Below are 17,875 nucleotides of genomic sequence, written 5' to 3' on the forward strand. Positions count from 1 at the left end.
CGGGCGTTTTTTGTTGCAGTCCTTTGCAGCCTTAAGGATCAGCGCCGGCGGCTTTCCCGTGCGTTCTCCGCGCCGTTCACCCGGACCAGGCGGATTGCCTCTAGATCCTGATTGGACAGCGTGCGGGCCGCATGCATCGTCCGGCTGAATTCGCTGCCCTGCAGGGTTGCTTCCTCCGGATAGACCACCCGGAAGTCATAGGCCAGTACGCCGTCCTCGGCCGTTTCAGCCTTGCGCAGTTCGACATCAAACGCGCCTTGGCGCGCCGCAACACCGGAGGCATGAATGATGGCCCCGGAGGCGGTGCGCTCAATCTGCAGCCCGGTGATCTGGCTGATCAGGACGCTTTTGTCCTCTGGCGGCTTCTTGGCGAAAATCCCGCGTGCGTTGCTTTCCTGCGGCAGCAGCGGGTTGGTGCCCTCGGGCACGGTTGCCTCTGCGGGGGCGGATCTGCCGAACCAGTTGGTGGGGTTGACCCGCGAGTCCTTCCAGCCGCCGCAGCCGGCCAGCACCAGCGCTGCGGCCAATGTGAGAGCCAATGGTTTGTGCATCTGTCCCCGCCCATTCAAAATGTCTTTGCAAGGGATTACCCGATTGGCCGAAGCTTGAAAAGCGGTTGAAATGGTGCGGGCAGGGGCTTAGGTGCTGATCAGCCCCGGAACGCGGATTTTGAGGATAGACGGAAGATGGCCACAGCCGCCTTTGAAGAGATCGTGGAAGACTTCGAGTTCATGGAGGACTGGGAGGACCGCTACCGCCATGTGATCGACCTGGGCAAGGCGATGGAGCCGCTGGACGACGCGCTGAAGGTGCCCGCCACCAAGGTCGACGGCTGCGCCAGCCAGGTGTGGCTGCATGCAACGGTCGAGGGCGGGGTGTTCCGGTTCGACGGTGACAGCGACGCTATGATCGTGCGCGGTCTGATCGCGGTGCTGCGCAAGCTGTATAACGGTCTGCCCCTGCAGCAGGTGGTGTCGGTGGACGCCAAGGCGGAACTGGGGCGGCTGGAGCTGAATGAGCATCTGTCCTCGCAGCGCTCCAATGGCCTCAGGGCAATGATCGAGCGGATCCGCGAAACCGCGATGACACAGGCCTGAGGCCGGCCGGGGCGGGGGCGGACCCTCGCGCTCGCCGGGATATTTTCAGCCAGAAGAAGAGGATCCCTTGGCCCAAGCGGTCAGGGATGTTTCCAGATCGCCATAGCCGGTGTGGCGGTGCTCGAACTCCAGCCCCATCCGGTCTGCGCATGCGCGGGCCTTTTCCACCAGCTTGGGGTCGCTGGTCTGCGACTGGTAGACCAGCTTGGTGTAGTTGCCGAACACCATGTCCCGCAGCTCCGGATTCTTGTCGAGGCCCATCGGGCGCCAGACGAAGGCGTCGAACTGCTTGACCAGAAAGTCGGTCAGGTAAAAGGCGGTGATTTCACCTTCTTCCGAATGGCGGGCAAAGATTTCGTTGCCTTCGAAGAAGGAATAGCAATGCGGGCCTGCCACCATCTCGACGCCCAGCTCGGCGCATTTGCGCTCCAGCGCGCCGCCGGTGCCGCAATCGGCATAAACCACGTATATCTTGTCATAGGCGGCCGAATGCTTGGCCACGGCGCCGTCTATGGCGTCCACGATCTGTTCCGGGTAGAGGTGCAGCTTGGCAGGCAGGCAGGTGAGGTCGATATGATCGAGCCCGTTTTTCTCATTGATGTCAATGATTTCACGCGCAAGCGCGCCGCAGGCGATCAGCAGGATGCGGCCGGTCTTCTTTTCAGGGGCGGCCAGGCCCTGTTCGGTGAGGGAGCTTTCCTCAAGCGTCCGCCCGGTGGGGGGGCGGAAGGCAGCCCGCTCCGTCAAGCGAGCTGCGCGTCCTTTGCGTGCCAAATCAGGCGCTCATTGCGTTGTGCTTGCGGGCGACGAAATCCTTGGCCATTTCCACGGCCACGGCTGCGTCCCGGCAATAGCCGTCGGCGCCGATTGCCTTGCCGAACTCTTCGTTCAGCGGTGCGCCGCCAACCAGCACGATGTAGTCGTCTCGCAGGCCCTGCTCGATCATGGTGTCGATGACCACTTTCATGTAGGGCATGGTGGTGGTCAGCAGAGCGGACATGCCGAGGATGTCGGGCTTATGCTCAGCCATGGCTTCCAGGTAGTTCTCGACCGGGTTGTTGATGCCGATGTCGTAAACTTCGAAGCCGGCGCCTTCCATCATCATCGACACCAGGTTCTTGCCGATGTCGTGGATGTCGCCCTTGACGGTGCCGATCACCATGGAGCCCATGCGCGGGGCGCCGGTTTCCGCCAGCAGCGGTTTCAGGATGGCCATGCCGCCCTTCATCGCGTTGGCCGCCAGAAGCACTTCGGGCACAAACAGGATGCCATCACGGAAGTCGGCGCCGACGATGGTCATGCCGCCCACCAGAGCCTTCGTCAGGATGTCGTAAGGCGCCCAGCCGCGCTCGAGAAGGATGTTCACGCCTTCTTCGATTTCCTCTTTGAGACCATCATAGAGGTCGTCAAACATCTGCTGAACAAGTTCCTCGTCATCGAGTTCCGAGAGGATGATGTCTTCTTCGTCCGACATGCGCCTAATCCTTGCTGACGGGGATGTCCCCGGTGTTGGCCTATTTCAAAAGCTTTTGTGACAGAATGCCGCCTGCCGACTGCATTATTTGCGACATTGCCGCTGTTCTAACCGACGTATAGAGACAATTTCGGTGCAAGAATAATGAAGATTCCACATGGAAATCTTCGATTTCGGCCATTTGTTCTTTATTTGTTCCTGGGCAGCGGTTATTTTGCGGCTATGCCACAGGAATTCACGCCAGATCCCCTGCGCCGCAAAGCGCGTGCCAGCCTCAGCAATGCGGCAGGCCGTTATGATATGGCCCGCGATGACGTCGATGACGGCTGGTTTCAGGACGCGCCGGAGGCGGTGATTCCCACCGAGGTGCGGCTGGAGGCGGCGCGGTCGCTGATCACCTACAACCGGTCGCCCGATCTGCCGTTTGACCGGTCGATAAACCCGTACCGCGGCTGCGAGCATGGTTGCATCTACTGTTTTGCGCGGCCCACTCATGCCTATTTGGGGCTGTCGCCGGGGATGGATTTCGAAACCCGGCTGATTGCGCGGCCCAATGCAGCGGAGGTGCTGCGGCGGGAGCTGTCGGCGCCGCGCTACAAGGCGGCCGCCCTTGCGCTTGGCACCAACACCGATCCCTATCAGCCGTGTGAGCGGAACTACGGCATTACCCGGGCCTGCCTGGAGGTGCTGCGCGATTTCAACCATCCGGTGGCAATTGTGACCAAGGGCGCAATGGTCGAGCGCGATCTGGATATCCTGGCGCCGATGGCGGCCAAAGGGCTGGTGCGGGTCGGCATTTCCGTCACCACCCTGGATGCGGATCTGTCCCGCCGGATGGAGCCGCGGGCGCCACTGCCCGCCAGGCGTCTGGCCGCGATCCGGCGGCTGACGGCGGCAGGCGTGCCGGTGCGGGTGATGACCTCTCCCGTGGTGCCGGGGCTGACGGATCATGAGCTGGAGGCGCTCTTGGCTGCCGGTGCAGAGGCGGGCGCAGATGCCGCCAGCTGGATCATGCTGCGGCTGCCGCGGGAGGTGTCGGAGCTGTGGCAGGAATGGCTGGCGGAACATCAGCCGGGCCGCGCCGCCAAGGTGATGGCGCGGTTGAGGGAGATGCATGGCGGGCGCGATTATGACCCGCGCTGGGGCCACAGGATGCGGGGCGAGGGCCGTTTTGCCGAGATGATCGCGCAGCGGTTCAAGGCGGCCTGCAAGCGGCTTGGCTTGCAGGAGCGGACACGGGAGCTGCGCTGCGATCTGTTTGCCCGCCCGCCGCAGCCGGGAGATCAGCTGGCGCTGTTCTGATCCATTCTTGATCCGCTGTTCCGGTGCTTTTGTGCTATGCTGAAGCCCTTCATGACGGAAAGGAAGGTGTCCAATGGCATCTGTAGCTGTGAAGGCGCGTGTCACCGGGCGTGTGCAGGGCGTGGCTTTCCGCGCCTGGGCAAGGGCAGAAGCGATGCGTCATGGGCTGACGGGCTGGGTCCGCAATGAACCTGATGGGTCCGTGCGGGCGTTGCTGATGGGGCCGTCGGCCAGTGTTGCCGATATGGTGCGCAGAATGGGCCGTGGCCCCGGTGCGGCCTCGGTGAAGGACGTTCTGACGGAAAAAACCGAACCCGACCCGGCGATCCGCGGCTTCAGCATTGTCGGCTAAGCAACGGTGAGCGCCGCGGCGGTGCAGGCAGCAGGAGCGTAAAAAAAGCGCCGCATGCTGACATGCGGCGCCGCTCCTGTTCCGGTGTTTACCGGCCTGTTGCGGTGGTCACGCGCGGCGGCGGCCGCGGCGGCCGCGGCGCTCTGCGCCGGCCGCGGCATCCTCGCCGGTCCCGTCGCTGTCAGAGGTGAAGGGGCCCAGAACCTCGACGATTTGTTCCAGCGCCGGGCGGCCGCCGCGCGGGCGGCTGTCGAGTGCCGCGCGCATGTGGCGCAGGTGGTCGGGCATGGTGCCGCAGCAGCCGCCGATGATCTTGGCGCCCGCATCCCGCGCCATCACCGCATATTCGCCCATCAGTTCCGGGGTCCCGTCATAATGGATGTGGCCATCGACGTATTTCGGAATGCCGGCGTTGCCCTTGGAGATGATCGGGCGCTCGGTGCCCTGCGCGGCAAAGCCCAGCACGGTGCGCAGAATATCGGAGGCACCGGTGCCGCAGTTGGCGCCAAAGGCCAGCGGCGCATTGTCGAACTCCTCCACCAGCTGGGCGAAATCCGCCGAGGTCACCCCCATCATGGTGCGGCCCGCGGTGTCAAAGCTCATGGTGCCGCACCAGGGCATGTCAGCCAGTTTGAAAGCCTCCGCCGCGGCGCGGAATTCCTCCGGCGCGGAAATGGTTTCCAGCCACAGCACATCGGCGCCGCCTTCCTTCAGGGCGTCGGCCTGCTCGTGGAACATCTCCACCGCCAGCGCGTGGGACATGGCGCCGACGGGTTCGAAGATTTCCCCGGTCGGGCCGACGGAGCCAGCCACGGCAACCTTGCGCTCGGCCTTGTCGGCCACTTCGCGGCCAAGCTCGGCGGCAATGCGGTTCAATTCGCGCACGCGGCCCTGCGCGTTGTGCAGTTTCAGGCGTGCGGCGGTGCCGCCGAAGCTGTTGGTCAGGAACAGGTCGCTGCCCGCATCGACAGAACCCTGATACAGCGCCATGATCTTCTTGGGTTCGTCCACGTTCCACAGTTCCGGCGCGTCGCCGGACTGCAGCCCCATGGCAAACAGATTGGTGCCGGTTGCGCCATCCGCCAGCAGCACATCCCTGGTGTCCAGCAGCTGTTTGAAAGTATTCGTCATCAGTTTTGTCCCATGTCAGCAGGCCGCCCCGGCGGTGCGGACGGCAAAGTGGTCTGTTTCCCCTGTCTCACGCCGGGCGGGCAAGGGCAATTTCATTTTCTTCATCTTCATTATGAGTCTGCGGCGCTGCGGCTGGCAGCACTGGCGGCGGGCGGTGCACCAGGCGTACAAGCTCGGCAATGGATATGGCCATTTGCAGCCAGCTGGGCGCTGTCATGTAACGCGGCTCCCATTGCGGGGCAAAAGCTGCCTTGAACCGGCGCAGGCCCCGGTCCGCGTGCCCGGCCAGCCGGTGATCCGGCACAGCGGCCAGTGACAGGCGGGGGATGCCGTCCGCTGCGGCGGCAGCGATGCCTGCACGCACCAGCGCGTGACCGGTGCCATCGGGCACGCCTGGGCGCAGGCGGATCAGATCTAGGCACCATTCGCGGGCCGAGGTGTGGAAGCTGGCAAAGCCAGCGAGCTGCCCCTGATGGAAGGCCAGGACCACCTCCTGGCAGGACAGGTAGCCGGGCTCGAACCGGCCCATGGTGGTGCCATATGCGGTGCCGTGGGCGGATGCCCAGGCCGCGTCGGCCTCCTGCATCTGTTCAAACGGCAGGCGGTTCGCTCCGCGGCAGACGTTGATGCCAGCGGTCTCCGCGTGGCGCAGCTTGCGGCGCAGCTGGCGCCGGCTTGACCCGCTTTCGGAAAAGGTTTGCGGGTTAAGGACCGCCTCCTCAGCGATCCGCAGCACCCTCCAGCCTGATTTGCGGGCCAGAAGCGCCGTGCGCGCGCTGCATTTGTAATAGCAGGCCGCGGCGTTGCGGCGGCGGGCGTGGCGGGCGAGCGGGGCAAAGGTTTCTGCGGTCAGGCCTGACAGCGGGTCGAACAGCGCAACCGAGGCTTGGGGGCTGTCCAGCAGGGCAAGCTGGTTCAGGCCGAAGGCGTGGACCCGGCCGCCGTTCTGCCGGATGATCCCAGTCTCCGAACAACGGCGGTCGCGGGGGAGGGCGGCCGGCGGCAGGCTGCGGCTGCCCAAAAGGGCTGCATCGTCCGGAGCGGCGGCGCGCGCGGGCAGCAGGCGCGGGAAAGCCAGCAGCATCCCGGCGATCAGCGCCGGAACCGCGTAATAGATCAGCCGGAAGGCCAGCAGCCCGGCAATCAGGCTGTGATCCGGAACCGCAGGCAGCAGCGCGCAGAGCGTCAGTTCAAACGGACCAGCACCGCCGGGCGCGGAAGAGATCACCGCAAGACCCAAGGCCACGGTAAAGGCAGAGATCAGCTGAGGCCACCCAACCCCGGTTCCGGGCGGCAGCAGCAGCCATAAGGCCGTGCCCGCAGCTGCGGCATCGGCTGCCGCCCAAAACCCCAGGGCAGCCATCGCGGTCAGTGACGGCCAGCGCAGCGGCAGCCCGAACAGCTGGATTTGCGGCGTCAGAAAGCTGAAGGCGGAAAGCGCCGCCGTGGCCAGCAGGATCAGGGTACCCGCCCAGGCCAGGCCCGGCACAGGCGGTGCGGCGATCAGAGATATGCCGCAGATCACTGCCAGGGCAGCAAGAAAGGTCGCAGCAACCAGCGCGGTGAGCTGTCCCGCCTGCAGGGGCGTCAGGCCGGGCAGCAGGCGCCAGCGGGCATAAGATCCGGTGATCAGGCCAAACCCCGCGGTCTGCGAAAAGGCGATGGCGGCCATGCCGGCACGGCGCGCAGCCGGTCCGTCGAGCCCGGTGCCGAGGTGGCGGTGAGCCACGCAATCATAACGCCCCAGCGCCCAGAAGCTGACGGCTGTGGCCAGCGCAGCGCCCGCCCATTTCCATGCCGGGAGGCCAAAGACGAGGGCGCCAAGCTCATCCAGGGAAGGCAGGTCCGATTGCGCCTCAAGCAGCCAGAGGCAGCCCGCCATGACCGCAAACGGCACGGCCAGCCGGAGCAGCCGCGCTGCCGTTATGGGGGCGGAGGATAGGGGAAACTTCATGGCACTCCCGGACTGGCGCGCAACAAACACCTTGCCCGGCAGTATAGGGGGGGCGGTTTTCGGTTCGGTTAACCCGTAAAATTGACAGAGGTTGGCCCGGCGGTGCCGTGCTGCAGGCACACCGTCGGAACGGCGAAACACGCTTCCGCTGCCGGCCTGTGCAATGCCGGCAGACAGGCGGACACAGGGCGGGCCGGGGGTGTTTCAGCCGGGCCTTTTGCCGATGCCGGGCTGTTCAGCTGGTCTCTTTCAGGATGTCTGCCTGCGCCTGCACCAGAAGTTCCTGCAGCTTCAGGCGGATCTGCTCCTCGCTGGCCCGGCTGCCCAGGTCGCTGGTCAGCTTGCGCACCACATCCTCATGGCCGGCTTCCTCAAGGTCCGCCGCCACTATCGACTGGGCATACTCATTGGCCGAAGAGCCGGTCTTGCCCAATAGATCCGCCGCCCAAAGGCCCAGCATTCTGTTGCGGCGCGCCCGCGCCTTGAACTGCATTTCCTCATCATGCGCAAACTTGGCCTCAAAGGCCTGCTCGCGTTCGTCGAATGTTGTCATGGCTGATCCTCATTAACCTTGTGCACCTGTGGTATGATAGGAGTATGATTGCCGCCCAGGGCAAGAAAAAACAGTGCCTGCTAAAGCCTTTGGGCGGATTTGTCCTAGGCCTGCCAGCGGCGGGCCGGATCCGGGGGCCGGTCCGGGCGCGGCCGCCGCAACGCCCGCGGCATGGCGGGCCCATGCAGCAAGCTTGCGGCTGAAGCCCCCTTGCACTATGAGGGCGGCACATCGCAGGGCCGGATTCCCGGCAATGACCCGAAAGGTTCCCAATGGCGCGCCGCAAGAAAATCTACGAAGGCAAGGCAAAGACACTGTATGAAGGCCCGGAGCCGGGCACCATCGTGCAGTATTTCAAGGATGACGCCACCGCCTTCAACGCCGAAAAGCACGACGTGATCGAAGGCAAGGGAGTCCTGAACAACATCCTCAGCGAGTTCTTCATGCTGGGGCTGGGGCAGATCGGCGTGCCGACCCATTTCCTGAAGCGGCTGAACATGCGCGAGCAGCTGGTGCGCAGCTGCGAGATTATCCCGCTGGAGATCATCGTGCGCAACTATGCGGCGGGCAGCATCTCCAAGCGTCTGGGCATCGACGAGGGCACCCAGCTGCCGCGCCCGATCGTGGAATACTGCTACAAGGACGACGCCCTGGGCGACCCGCTGGTCACCGAAGAGCACATCGCCGCCTTCGGCTGGGCCAGCCAGCAGGACATGGACGACATCCTGAGCCTGGCGCTGCGGGTGAATGACTTCCTGTCCGGCGTGTTCCTGGCGGTCGGCATCCGCCTGGTCGATTTCAAGATCGAGATCGGCCGCATTTACGAGGGCGACTTCCAGCGCCTGGTCATCGCCGATGAAATCAGCCCCGACAGCTGCCGCCTGTGGGACATCAACACCGGCCAGAAGCTCGACAAGGACGTGTTCCGCCGCGACCTGGGCAGCCTGACCGACGCCTACAGCGAAGTGGCGCGCCGCCTGGGCGTGATGCCGAACAATCCGCCTGCGCCGGGCAAGCCGACGCTGGTGAACTGAGACAGGGACCCGCTGCGCCTGCCGCGCCGCGGGTCTTTGAGTATTTCTAGAAAGATGAAGCCTTGATGGGGCTTCGCCATCGAAAACCTGAGGGATGATGCGATGAAGGCACGGGTGCATGTGATGCTGAAGAACGGGGTTCTGGATCCGCAGGGCGAGGCTGTGCGCCACGCGCTGGGGGCCTTGGGCTTTGACAAGGTTGAGGGTGTGCGCCAGGGCAAAGTGATTGACCTGGATCTGGCCGAAGGCGCGACCGAAGCAGATGTGACCGCGATGTGCGAGAAGCTGCTGGCGAACACCGTGATCGAATCCTACAGCATCGAGATGCAGTGATGAAGGCGGCGGTAGTAGTCTTCCCGGGTTCGAACTGCGACCGCGATCTGGCGGTGGCCTTCGAGCAGGCCGGTTTCGACGTGTCGATGGTCTGGCACAAGGACAGTGCCCTGCCTGAGGGGGTGGACATCGTTGGCGTGCCGGGCGGCTTTTCCTATGGCGACTACCTGCGCTGCGGCGCGATTGCGGCCCAGTCGCCGATCTGCAAGGCGGTGATTGAGCACGCTGACCGCGGCGGCTATGCCATTGGCGTCTGCAACGGTTTCCAGATCCTGACCGAGACCGGCGTGCTGCCGGGAGCGCTGCTGCGCAATGCGGGCCTGAAATACATCTGCCGCACTGTGAACCTGAAGGTGGCGACCGCTGACAGCGTGTTCACCCGGGGCTATAATGCAGGCGATGTGATCGGCGTCCCGATTGCCCACCACGACGGCAACTATTTCGCCGATGCGGACACCGTCAAGGCGCTGCACGACCAGGACCGGGTGGCTTTCACCTATGAAGACAATCCCAACGGCTCGATCGCGGACATTGCCGGCATCCTGTCGGAGAACCGCCGCGTTCTGGGCATGATGCCGCACCCGGAGCGGGCTGCGGATGAGGGCCATGGCGGCACCGACGGTGCGGCAGTGTTCCGCGCATTGGCGGGAATGGTCACCGCGGCGTGACTTGAGGATGCGGGGCGGCCGCAATAGGTATGAGTCATGACCGCCCCGCGCTCTGAAATGATCAAAGGCAAGGCCAAGGCAGGTTCGCGCACGATTTCGTGGCGGGCGCGGCTGGCGCTTGTGCTGTTCATGATGGCGGCGGCGGTCACCGTCTGGACCACCAACCGGGCGTTGACCCACCGTTTCACCGAAAGCACCCGCAACAGGGCAGAGCTGCGGCTGGCGCTTTACTCCGGCAACCTGCTGAGCGAACTGCGCCAGCACGCCATCGTGCCGCAGCTGCTGGCGCGCGACCAGACCTTGATCTCGGCGTTGCAGTCCAATGATTTCTCCCTGTCGACCCAGCGGCTTATCTCCTTTGTTGATGAGATCGGCGCGGCCTCGATCATGCTGCTGGCGCAGGACGGGCGCACGGTGGCGGCCACAGACCGCAACCGGCTGGGCTCCAACCACCGCAATGCAGCCTATTTCGTCGATGCGGTGCGGGCCAAGTCGACCGTATTCTCGGTGATCCCGCGCGAGGTCGGCGGCTACCGATTCACCTATTCGCGCCGCATCATTGATGCGACCGGCGTGCTGGGCGCGATTGTTGTTGAGGTGGACCTGCAGAAGTTCGAGCGCGCCTGGGCAGGGATCTCCGACGCGGTGCTGGTCACCGACAGCACCGGCACCATCATTCTTGCCACCGAAGCGCGCTGGCGCGGCCTCAAGGAGGGCGATGCGCTGACGCTGCAGACGCCCGAAGGCGCGATCCAGCGGGCGATCCGCGCGACCACCGACTGGACTGCGCTGCCCCCCGACGCCTACCTTCAGGGCGAGGCGGTGATGCGGCTGGAAACAAGGGTGCCGTTCCAGGGCTGGCGGATGGCGTCCTTCACCACCTATTCGTCGGTGCGGGAGCGGGTAAATGCCGTGCTGGCGCTGGAAATCATGGGATTCGCGATCCTGCTGGCGCTGGCCTTCTATGCGCTGAGCCGCAAGACCGCGCTGCGGATGGCACTGTTCCAGCGGGAGTCGGCAGAGCTTCGCGTATTGAATGCGCGTTTGCAGCGGGAAATTGCCGAACGCGAACGTATGCAAAAGACCCTCGCCGTGGCCGAGCAGAGCCTGGCGCAAAGCTCGAAACTGGCTGCCCTGGGCGAGATGTCCGCGGCGGTCAGCCACGAGCTGAACCAGCCGCTGGCGGCGATGAAAACCTATTTGGCCGGCGCCCGCCTGCTGCTCAACCGGAACCGCCCGGATGAGGCGCTGGCATCCTTCGGGCGCATCGACGACCTGATTGAGCGGATGGGGGCGATCACCCGCCAGCTGAAATCCTACGCGCGCAAGGGCGGCGATGCGTTCAGCCCTGTAAACTTGGGCGATGCGCTGGCATCCAGCCTGTCGATGATGGAACCGCAGCTGCGCCAGAGGCATGTGAAAATCACCCGGATTTTGCCAGAAGAACCTGTTATGGTGATGGGCGACCGGATGCGCCTGGAACAAGTTATGGTCAACCTCTTGCGCAATGCGCTGGACGCCACCAAATCCGTGGCGGACCCTGAGGTGGAAATCCTGCTGGCCGCCGGTGAGACGGCAACCCTGTCGGTGCGCGACAATGGGGTAGGGATCAAGGACTTCGACAACCTGTTCGAGCCTTTCTACACCACCAAGCAGCCCGGCGACGGGGTTGGTTTGGGTCTTGCCATCTCCTCGGGGATCGTCAACGACCTTGGGGGACGGCTGACCGCCCGCAATGGCCAGAGCGGCGGCGCGGTCTTTGAGATGCAACTGCCGGTCCTGGTGGACGGTATCGAGGCTGCCGAATAGGCCGCCCGGAGTGATTAGGAGAGAACGCGCATGGCCCAGGCTATGAAAATCGCGATCGTCGATGATGAGCAGGATATGCGGCAGTCGATCAGCCAATGGCTGGCGCTGTCAGGGTATGACACGGAAACCTTCCCCAGTGCCGAGGAAGCGCTGAAGGTGCTGGGGCCGGATTATCCGGGGATCGTGATCTCCGATATCAAGATGCCGGGCATGGACGGGATGCAGTTCCTGAAAAAGCTGATGGGCACCGACTCCGCGCTGCCGGTGATCATGATCACCGGCCATGGCGACGTGCCGATGGCGGTTGAAGCGATGCGGGTGGGGGCCTTCGACTTCCTGGAGAAGCCCTTTAACCCGGACCGCATGTCGGAACTGGCCAAGCGCGCCACCGGGGCCCGCCGCCTGACCCTGGACAACCGGGCGCTGCGGCGCGAGCTGTCGGACGGCTCTCAGATCATGAAGAAGCTGATCGGCCAAAGCCCGGTGATGGAACGCCTGCGCGAGGATATTCTGGACCTCGGCCAGGCCGACGGCCACGTGCTGATCGACGGGGAAACCGGCACCGGCAAGACTCTGGTCGCTCATGCGCTGCACGCGGTCGGCAGCCGCGCGGGCAAGAAATTCGTGCTGGTCTCCTGCGCCGCTTTGGAGGAGGAGGCGCTGGCCAAGCGCCTGTTCGGCCCGATGCAGCCCGAAGACAGCATGCTGCCCGCAATCGAGGAGGCCCGCGGCGGCACCCTGGTGCTGGAAGACATCGACGCTCTGCCGGAGACCCTGCAGGCCAAGCTCCTAAGCGTGATCAACGAGCAGGGCACGCCTGCCGAAACCCGGATCATCGCCATTTCCAACCTGCAGGAAGCCGGCAAGACCTGCGAGGACGCGCTGCGCCCGGATCTGTTCTACCGTCTGGCGGCGCTGCGCATCACCGTGCCGCCGCTGCGCCAGCGCGGCGAGGATATCCTGACGCTGTTCACCCGCCTCAGCGAGCAGTTTTCCGAGGAATACGGCTGCGATGCGCCGCAGGTCAGCGCTCAGGAGGCCGCACAGCTCTTGCAGGCGCCCTGGCCGGGGAACGTGCGCCAGCTGATCAACATCGCTGAGCGTGCCGTGCTGCAGTCGCGCCGCGGCTCCGGCACCATCGCGTCGCTTCTGATGTCCGATCACGAGGAAATGCAGCCGGTGATGACCACCGAGGGCAAGCCGCTGAAGGAATATGTGGAAGCCTTCGAGCGGATGCTGATCGACAACACCATGCGCCGCCACAAGGGCTCGATCGCCAGCGTGATGGACGAGCTGTGTCTGCCGCGCCGGACGCTGAACGAGAAAATGGCGAAATACGGCCTGCAGCGCTCAGATTATCTGGCGTAACCGCTGTCCGGGCCGTTTCCTGACGCGGGACACGGCCCGGACGGGGTTTGTTTTTAGGGGCCGGGTGTGCCGCGGAAGTCCGGCACACCGCTGAATTTCAACGAAAAGTTAACGTCTTCCCGGGTATGAGCAGGCTGGATTCATTTTCAGGTCCTGCGGTGACGAATGCCCATTGTCATTACCTATCCACAGGCCTTATGCTGTCCAAACGGGCTGGAAACCGGCACTAGGCTTCCCCCGTTCTGATGAGTTTCGCTGGCTTCGGCTTTTGTCCGGCACGATCCGAGAAAGCTGCAGCCAGACCGATTGGCCCCCTTGACCCAAGGGGGCAGTTTAGCGCCCGAGCCGGAATTTAACCCGGCGCAGGGATTATAGGGCAGGACAGGCCGCGGCTTGCCTGCCGGAGAAGAACCGCGATGACGCGCGCGAGAGCGAAGAGCACTGAGGCAGGAAGGCCGGGCACAGTCCCCGGGACCACCTGCCGCACCGCGCCGTCCCAGATCGCCCTGACAAGACACCACCCGAAACGCGCGCGGCCGCCTGGAAGCAGACAGCTTGCGGGCGCACAGGGCAGGTGCACCAAGGACAAATGGCAAATAAGATGCTTATTGACGCCACCCACGCGGAAGAAACCCGCGTTGTGGTGGTCGATGGAAACAAGGTTGAGGAATTCGACTTTGAGTCCGAAAACAAACGCCAGCTTGCTGGAAACATCTACCTCGCAAAAGTAACCCGGGTCGAACCTTCGCTTCAGGCGGCGTTCGTGGACTATGGCGGCAACCGCCATGGCTTCCTGGCGTTTTCGGAAATCCACCCGGACTATTACCAGATCCCGGTGGCCGACCGCGAAGCGCTGATGGAGGAAGAGCGCGCCTATGCCGAGGCGATGCGCGCCCGCGACGAGGAGGATGAAGAAAAACCGTCCAAGCCCAAGCGGTCGCGCCGGTCCAAGTCTTCCGCCAAGGCGGCCAAGACCTCCTCCGGCGATGCGGTGGAGACCAGGGAAGTTGGCGTTTCTGACGAGAAGACCGGCGAAATCGCCGGGATGGAAACCATCGACCTGAGCGACAGCGCCGCGGCTGCGGATGTGCCCGCGGAACTGGCCGAGGTGCCCGAAGGCTCCTCGCCGGTGGAACGTGTCGCGGAAACCCCGGTGGAAGAGCCGGAAGACGAGAACGAAGCCCCCGCCGACGCGGCAGAGGCGGATGATCTTGCTGAGGCGGATGACGAGGCTGCGGAAGCGGCGGCTGAGACCGAGGCGGACGCCGAAGAAGCCAAGGCAGAGGACACTGCCCGGGACGAGGGCGACGAAAACGGTGAATCCCTCCGGGCCGACGCTGCCGCCAAAGATGAAAACATCGAATCCGTTGCCGAAGAGGACGACAGCGAGGACATCCGTCCGCCGCGCAAACCCCGTCCGCGCCGCTACAAGATCCAGGAAGTGATCAAGGTGCGCCAGGTGCTGCTGGTGCAGGTCGTCAAGGAAGAGCGCGGCAATAAGGGTGCAGCGCTGACCACCTACCTGTCGCTTGCCGGCCGCTACTGCGTGCTGATGCCGAACACCGCCCGCGGCGGCGGCATTTCCCGCAAGATCACCAACGCCGCCGACCGCAAGAAGCTCAAGGACATCGCCTCCGAACTGGACGTGCCGACCGGCGCGGGCCTGATCGTGCGCACCGCCGGGGCAAAGCGCACCAAGGCGGAGATCAAGCGCGACTACGAATACCTTCAGCGTCTCTGGGAGCAGATCCGCGAGCTGACGCTGAAATCCATCGCGCCCGCCAAGATCTATGAGGAAGGCGACCTGATCAAACGCTCGATCCGCGACCTCTACAACCGCGAGATCGACGAGGTTCTGGTGGAAGGCGACCGCGGCTACCGCATCGCCAAGGACTTCATGAAGATGATCATGCCGTCCCACGCCAAAAACGTGAAGCATTACCAGGACGCGCTGCCCCTGTTCGCCCGCTATCAGGTTGAAAGCTACCTGGGCGGCATGTTCAACCCGGTGGTGCAGCTGAAATCCGGCGGTTACATCGTGATCGGCGTGACCGAAGCGCTGGTGGCGATCGACGTGAACTCCGGCCGGGCGACCAAGGAAGCCTCGATTGAGGAGACCGCGCTCAAGACCAACCTTGAGGCCGCCGAAGAGGTGGCGCGCCAGCTGCGTCTGCGCGACCTCGCCGGCCTGATCGTCATCGACTTCATCGACATGGACGAGCGCAAGAACAACGCCGCCGTCGAAAAGCGCATGAAGGATAAGCTGAAAACCGACCGCGCCCGCATCCAGGTGGGCCGTATCTCGGGCTTTGGCCTGATGGAAATGTCGCGGCAGCGGCTGCGCCCCGGCATGATCGAGGCCACCACCGCGCCGTGCCCGCATTGCCATGGCACCGGACTGATCCGCTCCGACGACTCGATGGCGCTGTCGATCCTGCGCCAGATCGAGGAAGAGGGCACCCGCCGCCGCTCGCGCGAGGTTCTGGTGCGCTGCCCGGTCTCCATCGCCAACTTCCTGATGAACCAGAAGCGCGAGCACATCGCCCAGATCGAGGCGCGTTACGGTCTGTCCGTGCGTATCGAAGGCGACGCGCATCTGGTCAGCCCGGACTTTGTGCTGGAGAAGTTCAAGACCGCTTCCCGCACCGTGCCTGCGGCCACCGCTCCGGTGGTGTCGGTTGATACCTCGATCATGGAGCAGGTCGACGCTGACGAAGCGCTGCAGGATGAGGAAGAGGCCATCGTTGCAGTTGAGGCCGTTGAGGCCGCTGAGGACGATGCGCCGCAGGACGACAAGCCCAAGCGCAAGCGCCGCCGCCGCCGCCGCCGGAAGTCCGGCAACGGCGATCAGGCCCAGGCGGGCGAGAACGGCGAGGACACCTCCGATGACCAGGATCAGCCGAAGGAAGAGGCTGACGAGGCGCTGGAAGCTGACTCCGAGGCGGAAGTGCCTGTCGCGGAAGACGTGAAGGAGAAAAAGCCCTCCCGCACCCGCACCCGGTCCCGTTCGCGCAAACCGAAGAGCAAGCAGGCTGAGGCAGATGCAGCCGCTGCTGAAGGCTCCGAAGCCGCGGCAGAGGAAACGCCCGCCGCAGTCGAAGCTGCCGATGCGCCTGTGGCTGAGACGGTCGCGGAAGCTCGGGCTGATGAGACCGCAGAACCCGCGGTTGAGGCCGTTGCGGACAGCACAGAATCCGCTCCCGCCCAGGACGCAGAGCCCGCTGGGGAAGCTGAACCGGCCGCTCCGGCAGAAGAACCGGCTGCTGCGCAAGTGGCCGCAGAAGCTGAGGCGCCTGCGGAAACTGCCGCCGAAGTGGCCGAAGAACAGCCTGCAGATGAGCCCGATGCGGAACCTGCCGGGGAGCAGACTGCTGTGGAAGAGGCCGCTGAGCTGGAACCCGCCGCTGAGCCGGAAGAGGAAAAGCAGCCGGAGCCTGCAATGGCTGGCGCCGCCGCGGAGCGGGAGCCCGCAGCCTCGTCCAAGCCAAAACGCCGCGGCTGGTGGTCGATGGGCGGCTGAGCCCAGCATGGAACACGCGAAAAGGCAGGCCGCCAGGCCTGCCTTTTTCATTTGGGGCTGGCCCCAATCAGGAAACTTCTGGCTGCGCACGAAACACAGTTTTCCGGGCCGGAGTTATTGCAGAACTCCGGTGCAGCAAGGCGCGGGCGCTGGGGAGGTTTGCGGCCTAGCCGCCCTTGCGGATCAGGTAGATCTGGTGGCCCGCACCTTCGCTGTGGCCCAGGAACTCATGCCCTGCTTCATTGCAGAAATGCGGCACGTCGATCACCGCTGCCGGGTCGTCCGCCAGCAGTTGCAGCACATGGCCGGTCTGCAGCGATTTCAGCCGCTTGCGCGCCTTCAGGACGGGCAGGGGGCACAGCAGCCCGATTGCATCGAGGGTCTCTTTGATCTCGCTCATGGTGTTCAGATAAGGGGGATGTTTCATGCTGTCCACAAGGATGTGACCAGCCGTCCCCGTGACGTTGGCCGCCCGCTGGCATAAGTGTGGGACCATGTTTGGAATCGAGATCATCGACGCAGGGCTGATCCCTGCCATGCTGGTGGCGCTGCTGGGCGGCGTGATCAGTTTTCTGTCGCCCTGCGTGCTGCCGATTGTGCCGCCCTACCTGGCCTATATGAGCGGCGTCACCATCGGCGAGATGCAGGGCACCGTCGCCGCGCGGCGCAAGGCGATCATTGCGGCGCTGTTCTTTGTGCTGGGGCTGTCCACGGTGTTTCTGCTGCTGGGCTTCACGGCCTCTGCTTTCGGCGCCTTTGTGCTGCAAAATCAGGAACTTTTCGCCCAGGTTTCAGGCGTCGTCGTGATCATCTTCGGGCTCCACTTCCTGTCGATCTTCCGCATTCCGCTGCTGGACCGCGAGGCACGGATGGAGGCGGGCGAATCCGGCGGCTCCGCTTTGGGGGCTTATGTGCTCGGGCTGGCCTTTGCCTTCGGCTGGACGCCGTGTATCGGCCCGCAGCTGGGTGCCATCCTGTCGCTGGCCGCATCGGAGGCTTCGGTCAGCCGCGGCACGCTCCTGCTGGGTGTCTACGCCGCGGGTCTGGGCGTGCCTTTCCTGCTGGCAGCGGTGTTCCTGAACCGCTCGATGACGCTGATGAACAAGATGAAGCGCCACATGGGGCTGATCGAAAAGGTGATGGGCGGCCTGTTGCTGTTTGTCGGCATCATGCTGGTCACCGGGCTGTTCACCACCTTCTCCTGGTGGCTGCTGGAAACGTTCCCGGCGCTGGCAACGCTGGGCTGATCCGCGCGTTTCCAAGGGGGCCTCAGGTCCCCT

Annotated in this window: 17 protein-coding genes; 10 read left to right on the forward strand and 7 right to left on the reverse strand. The window is 64.4% G+C overall.

The genetic code is table 11. The features are described from left to right. Nucleotides 1-38: 38 nt before the first annotated feature. The gene (locus tag DAEP_RS0104020; protein WP_027243765.1) at nucleotides 39-551 is read right to left on the reverse strand and encodes a hypothetical protein; all 513 of its coding nucleotides are present in this window, start codon (nucleotides 549-551) and stop codon (nucleotides 39-41) included. A 135-nt stretch (nucleotides 552-686) separates the two neighbouring features. On the opposite strand from DAEP_RS0104020, the gene DAEP_RS0104025 reads away from it, so the two are divergent. Further along, nucleotides 687-1,097 carry a SufE family protein gene (locus DAEP_RS0104025; protein WP_027243766.1) on the forward strand — a complete coding sequence of 137 codons (411 nt, stop codon included), beginning with the start codon at nucleotides 687-689 and terminating at the stop codon, nucleotides 1,095-1,097. Nucleotides 1,098-1,142: 45 nt separating this feature from the next. Here the strand turns inward: DAEP_RS0104025 and DAEP_RS0104030 are convergent, their stop codons facing one another. Together DAEP_RS0104030 and DAEP_RS0104035 are read right to left on the reverse strand one after the other, a co-directional pair. Next, nucleotides 1,143-1,871: a DUF1638 domain-containing protein gene (locus DAEP_RS0104030; protein ID WP_027243767.1), complete on the reverse strand. Its 729-nt coding sequence runs from the start codon at nucleotides 1,869-1,871 to the stop codon at nucleotides 1,143-1,145. A gap of 1 nt (nucleotide 1,872) precedes the next feature. Beyond that, nucleotides 1,873-2,571, reverse strand: a complete 699-nt coding sequence (locus DAEP_RS0104035; protein WP_008554984.1) for a corrinoid protein — start codon at nucleotides 2,569-2,571, stop codon at nucleotides 1,873-1,875. A gap of 222 nt (nucleotides 2,572-2,793) precedes the next feature. On the opposite strand from DAEP_RS0104035, the gene DAEP_RS0104040 reads away from it, so the two are divergent. Further along, nucleotides 2,794-3,873, forward strand: a complete 1,080-nt coding sequence (locus DAEP_RS0104040) for a PA0069 family radical SAM protein (protein WP_027243768.1) — start codon at nucleotides 2,794-2,796, stop codon at nucleotides 3,871-3,873. A gap of 73 nt (nucleotides 3,874-3,946) precedes the next feature. Continuing rightward, nucleotides 3,947-4,225, forward strand: coding sequence for an acylphosphatase (locus tag DAEP_RS0104045; RefSeq protein WP_027243769.1), 279 nt, complete (start codon nucleotides 3,947-3,949; stop codon nucleotides 4,223-4,225). Nucleotides 4,226-4,333: 108 nt separating this feature from the next. On the opposite strand, the gene bmt is transcribed toward DAEP_RS0104045, so the two are convergent. From bmt to DAEP_RS0104060, 3 genes are all read right to left on the reverse strand, one after another. Further along, a complete protein-coding gene (gene bmt / locus DAEP_RS0104050; protein WP_027243770.1) occupies nucleotides 4,334-5,356 on the reverse strand; it encodes a betaine--homocysteine S-methyltransferase in 1,023 nt (340 codons plus the stop codon). 67 nt (nucleotides 5,357-5,423) lie between these two features. Further along, entirely contained in the window at nucleotides 5,424-7,310 is a 1,887-nt protein-coding gene (locus tag DAEP_RS0104055) for a phosphatidylglycerol lysyltransferase domain-containing protein (protein ID WP_027243771.1), read from the reverse strand. A 235-nt stretch (nucleotides 7,311-7,545) separates the two neighbouring features. Then, on the reverse strand, nucleotides 7,546-7,863 hold the full coding sequence (locus tag DAEP_RS0104060; protein WP_008556777.1) for a DUF1476 domain-containing protein: 318 nt from the start codon (nucleotides 7,861-7,863) through the stop codon (nucleotides 7,546-7,548). Nucleotides 7,864-8,135: 272 nt separating this feature from the next. Between DAEP_RS0104060 and purC the strand changes: the two genes are divergently transcribed. The 6 genes from purC (at nucleotide 8,136) to DAEP_RS0104090 (ending at nucleotide 16,595) form a co-directional block, all read left to right on the forward strand. Next, a complete protein-coding gene (purC, locus tag DAEP_RS0104065) occupies nucleotides 8,136-8,897 on the forward strand; it encodes a phosphoribosylaminoimidazolesuccinocarboxamide synthase (RefSeq protein WP_008555976.1) in 762 nt (253 codons plus the stop codon). Nucleotides 8,898-8,999: 102 nt separating this feature from the next. Beyond that, nucleotides 9,000-9,230, forward strand: a complete 231-nt coding sequence (purS, locus tag DAEP_RS0104070) for a phosphoribosylformylglycinamidine synthase subunit PurS (protein WP_027243772.1) — start codon at nucleotides 9,000-9,002, stop codon at nucleotides 9,228-9,230. Beyond that, a complete protein-coding gene (purQ, locus tag DAEP_RS0104075) occupies nucleotides 9,230-9,898 on the forward strand; it encodes a phosphoribosylformylglycinamidine synthase subunit PurQ (RefSeq protein ID WP_008555735.1) in 669 nt (222 codons plus the stop codon). Before purS ends, purQ begins: the two co-directional genes overlap by 1 nt. 36 nt (nucleotides 9,899-9,934) lie before the next feature. Beyond that, nucleotides 9,935-11,707 (forward strand): ATP-binding protein, encoded by a 1,773-nt coding sequence (locus tag DAEP_RS0104080; protein ID WP_027243773.1) that lies wholly within the window; start codon nucleotides 9,935-9,937, stop codon nucleotides 11,705-11,707. Nucleotides 11,708-11,737: 30 nt separating this feature from the next. Then, nucleotides 11,738-13,075 carry a sigma-54-dependent transcriptional regulator gene (locus DAEP_RS0104085; RefSeq protein ID WP_008555716.1) on the forward strand — a complete coding sequence of 446 codons (1,338 nt, stop codon included), beginning with the start codon at nucleotides 11,738-11,740 and terminating at the stop codon, nucleotides 13,073-13,075. Between the two features lie 589 nt (nucleotides 13,076-13,664). Continuing rightward, nucleotides 13,665-16,595 carry an Rne/Rng family ribonuclease gene (locus DAEP_RS0104090; RefSeq protein ID WP_027243774.1) on the forward strand — a complete coding sequence of 977 codons (2,931 nt, stop codon included), beginning with the start codon at nucleotides 13,665-13,667 and terminating at the stop codon, nucleotides 16,593-16,595. 166 nt (nucleotides 16,596-16,761) lie between these two features. Here DAEP_RS0104090 and DAEP_RS0104095 read toward each other — a convergent pair whose 3' ends face one another. Continuing rightward, nucleotides 16,762-16,995 carry a sulfurtransferase TusA family protein gene (locus tag DAEP_RS0104095; RefSeq protein WP_027243775.1) on the reverse strand — a complete coding sequence of 78 codons (234 nt, stop codon included), beginning with the start codon at nucleotides 16,993-16,995 and terminating at the stop codon, nucleotides 16,762-16,764. Nucleotides 16,996-17,089: 94 nt separating this feature from the next. On the opposite strand from DAEP_RS0104095, the gene DAEP_RS0104100 reads away from it, so the two are divergent. Beyond that, the gene (locus tag DAEP_RS0104100) at nucleotides 17,090-17,842 is read left to right on the forward strand and encodes a cytochrome c biogenesis CcdA family protein (protein WP_008557269.1); all 753 of its coding nucleotides are present in this window, start codon (nucleotides 17,090-17,092) and stop codon (nucleotides 17,840-17,842) included. The last annotated feature ends 33 nt before the right edge of the window (nucleotides 17,843-17,875 follow it).

This window comes from Leisingera daeponensis DSM 23529, from assembly GCF_000473145.1.
GTDB classification, from domain to species: domain Bacteria; phylum Pseudomonadota; class Alphaproteobacteria; order Rhodobacterales; family Rhodobacteraceae; genus Leisingera; species Leisingera daeponensis.

Bases quoted from the DNA above. Each gene is read 5' to 3' on its own strand.
- DAEP_RS0104020 (WP_027243765.1), bottom strand. From the start codon at position 551: ATGCACAAACCATTGGCTCTCACATTGGCCGCAGCGCTGGTGCTGGCC.
- DAEP_RS0104025 (WP_027243766.1), top strand. From the start codon at position 687: ATGGCCACAGCCGCCTTTGAAGAGATCGTGGAAGACTTCGAGTTCATG.
- DAEP_RS0104035 (WP_008554984.1), bottom strand. From the start codon at position 2,571: ATGTCGGACGAAGAAGACATCATCCTCTCGGAACTCGATGACGAGGAA.
- DAEP_RS0104040 (WP_027243768.1), top strand. From the start codon at position 2,794: ATGCCACAGGAATTCACGCCAGATCCCCTGCGCCGCAAAGCGCGTGCC.
- DAEP_RS0104045 (WP_027243769.1), top strand. From the start codon at position 3,947: ATGGCATCTGTAGCTGTGAAGGCGCGTGTCACCGGGCGTGTGCAGGGC.
- bmt (WP_027243770.1), bottom strand. From the start codon at position 5,356: ATGACGAATACTTTCAAACAGCTGCTGGACACCAGGGATGTGCTGCTG.
- DAEP_RS0104055 (WP_027243771.1), bottom strand. From the start codon at position 7,310: ATGAAGTTTCCCCTATCCTCCGCCCCCATAACGGCAGCGCGGCTGCTC.
- DAEP_RS0104060 (WP_008556777.1), bottom strand. From the start codon at position 7,863: ATGACAACATTCGACGAACGCGAGCAGGCCTTTGAGGCCAAGTTTGCG.
- purC (WP_008555976.1), top strand. From the start codon at position 8,136: ATGGCGCGCCGCAAGAAAATCTACGAAGGCAAGGCAAAGACACTGTAT.
- purS (WP_027243772.1), top strand. From the start codon at position 9,000: ATGAAGGCACGGGTGCATGTGATGCTGAAGAACGGGGTTCTGGATCCG.
- purQ (WP_008555735.1), top strand. From the start codon at position 9,230: ATGAAGGCGGCGGTAGTAGTCTTCCCGGGTTCGAACTGCGACCGCGAT.
- DAEP_RS0104080 (WP_027243773.1), top strand. From the start codon at position 9,935: ATGACCGCCCCGCGCTCTGAAATGATCAAAGGCAAGGCCAAGGCAGGT.
- DAEP_RS0104085 (WP_008555716.1), top strand. From the start codon at position 11,738: ATGGCCCAGGCTATGAAAATCGCGATCGTCGATGATGAGCAGGATATG.
- DAEP_RS0104090 (WP_027243774.1), top strand. From the start codon at position 13,665: ATGGCAAATAAGATGCTTATTGACGCCACCCACGCGGAAGAAACCCGC.
- DAEP_RS0104095 (WP_027243775.1), bottom strand. From the start codon at position 16,995: ATGAGCGAGATCAAAGAGACCCTCGATGCAATCGGGCTGCTGTGCCCC.
- DAEP_RS0104100 (WP_008557269.1), top strand. From the start codon at position 17,090: ATGTTTGGAATCGAGATCATCGACGCAGGGCTGATCCCTGCCATGCTG.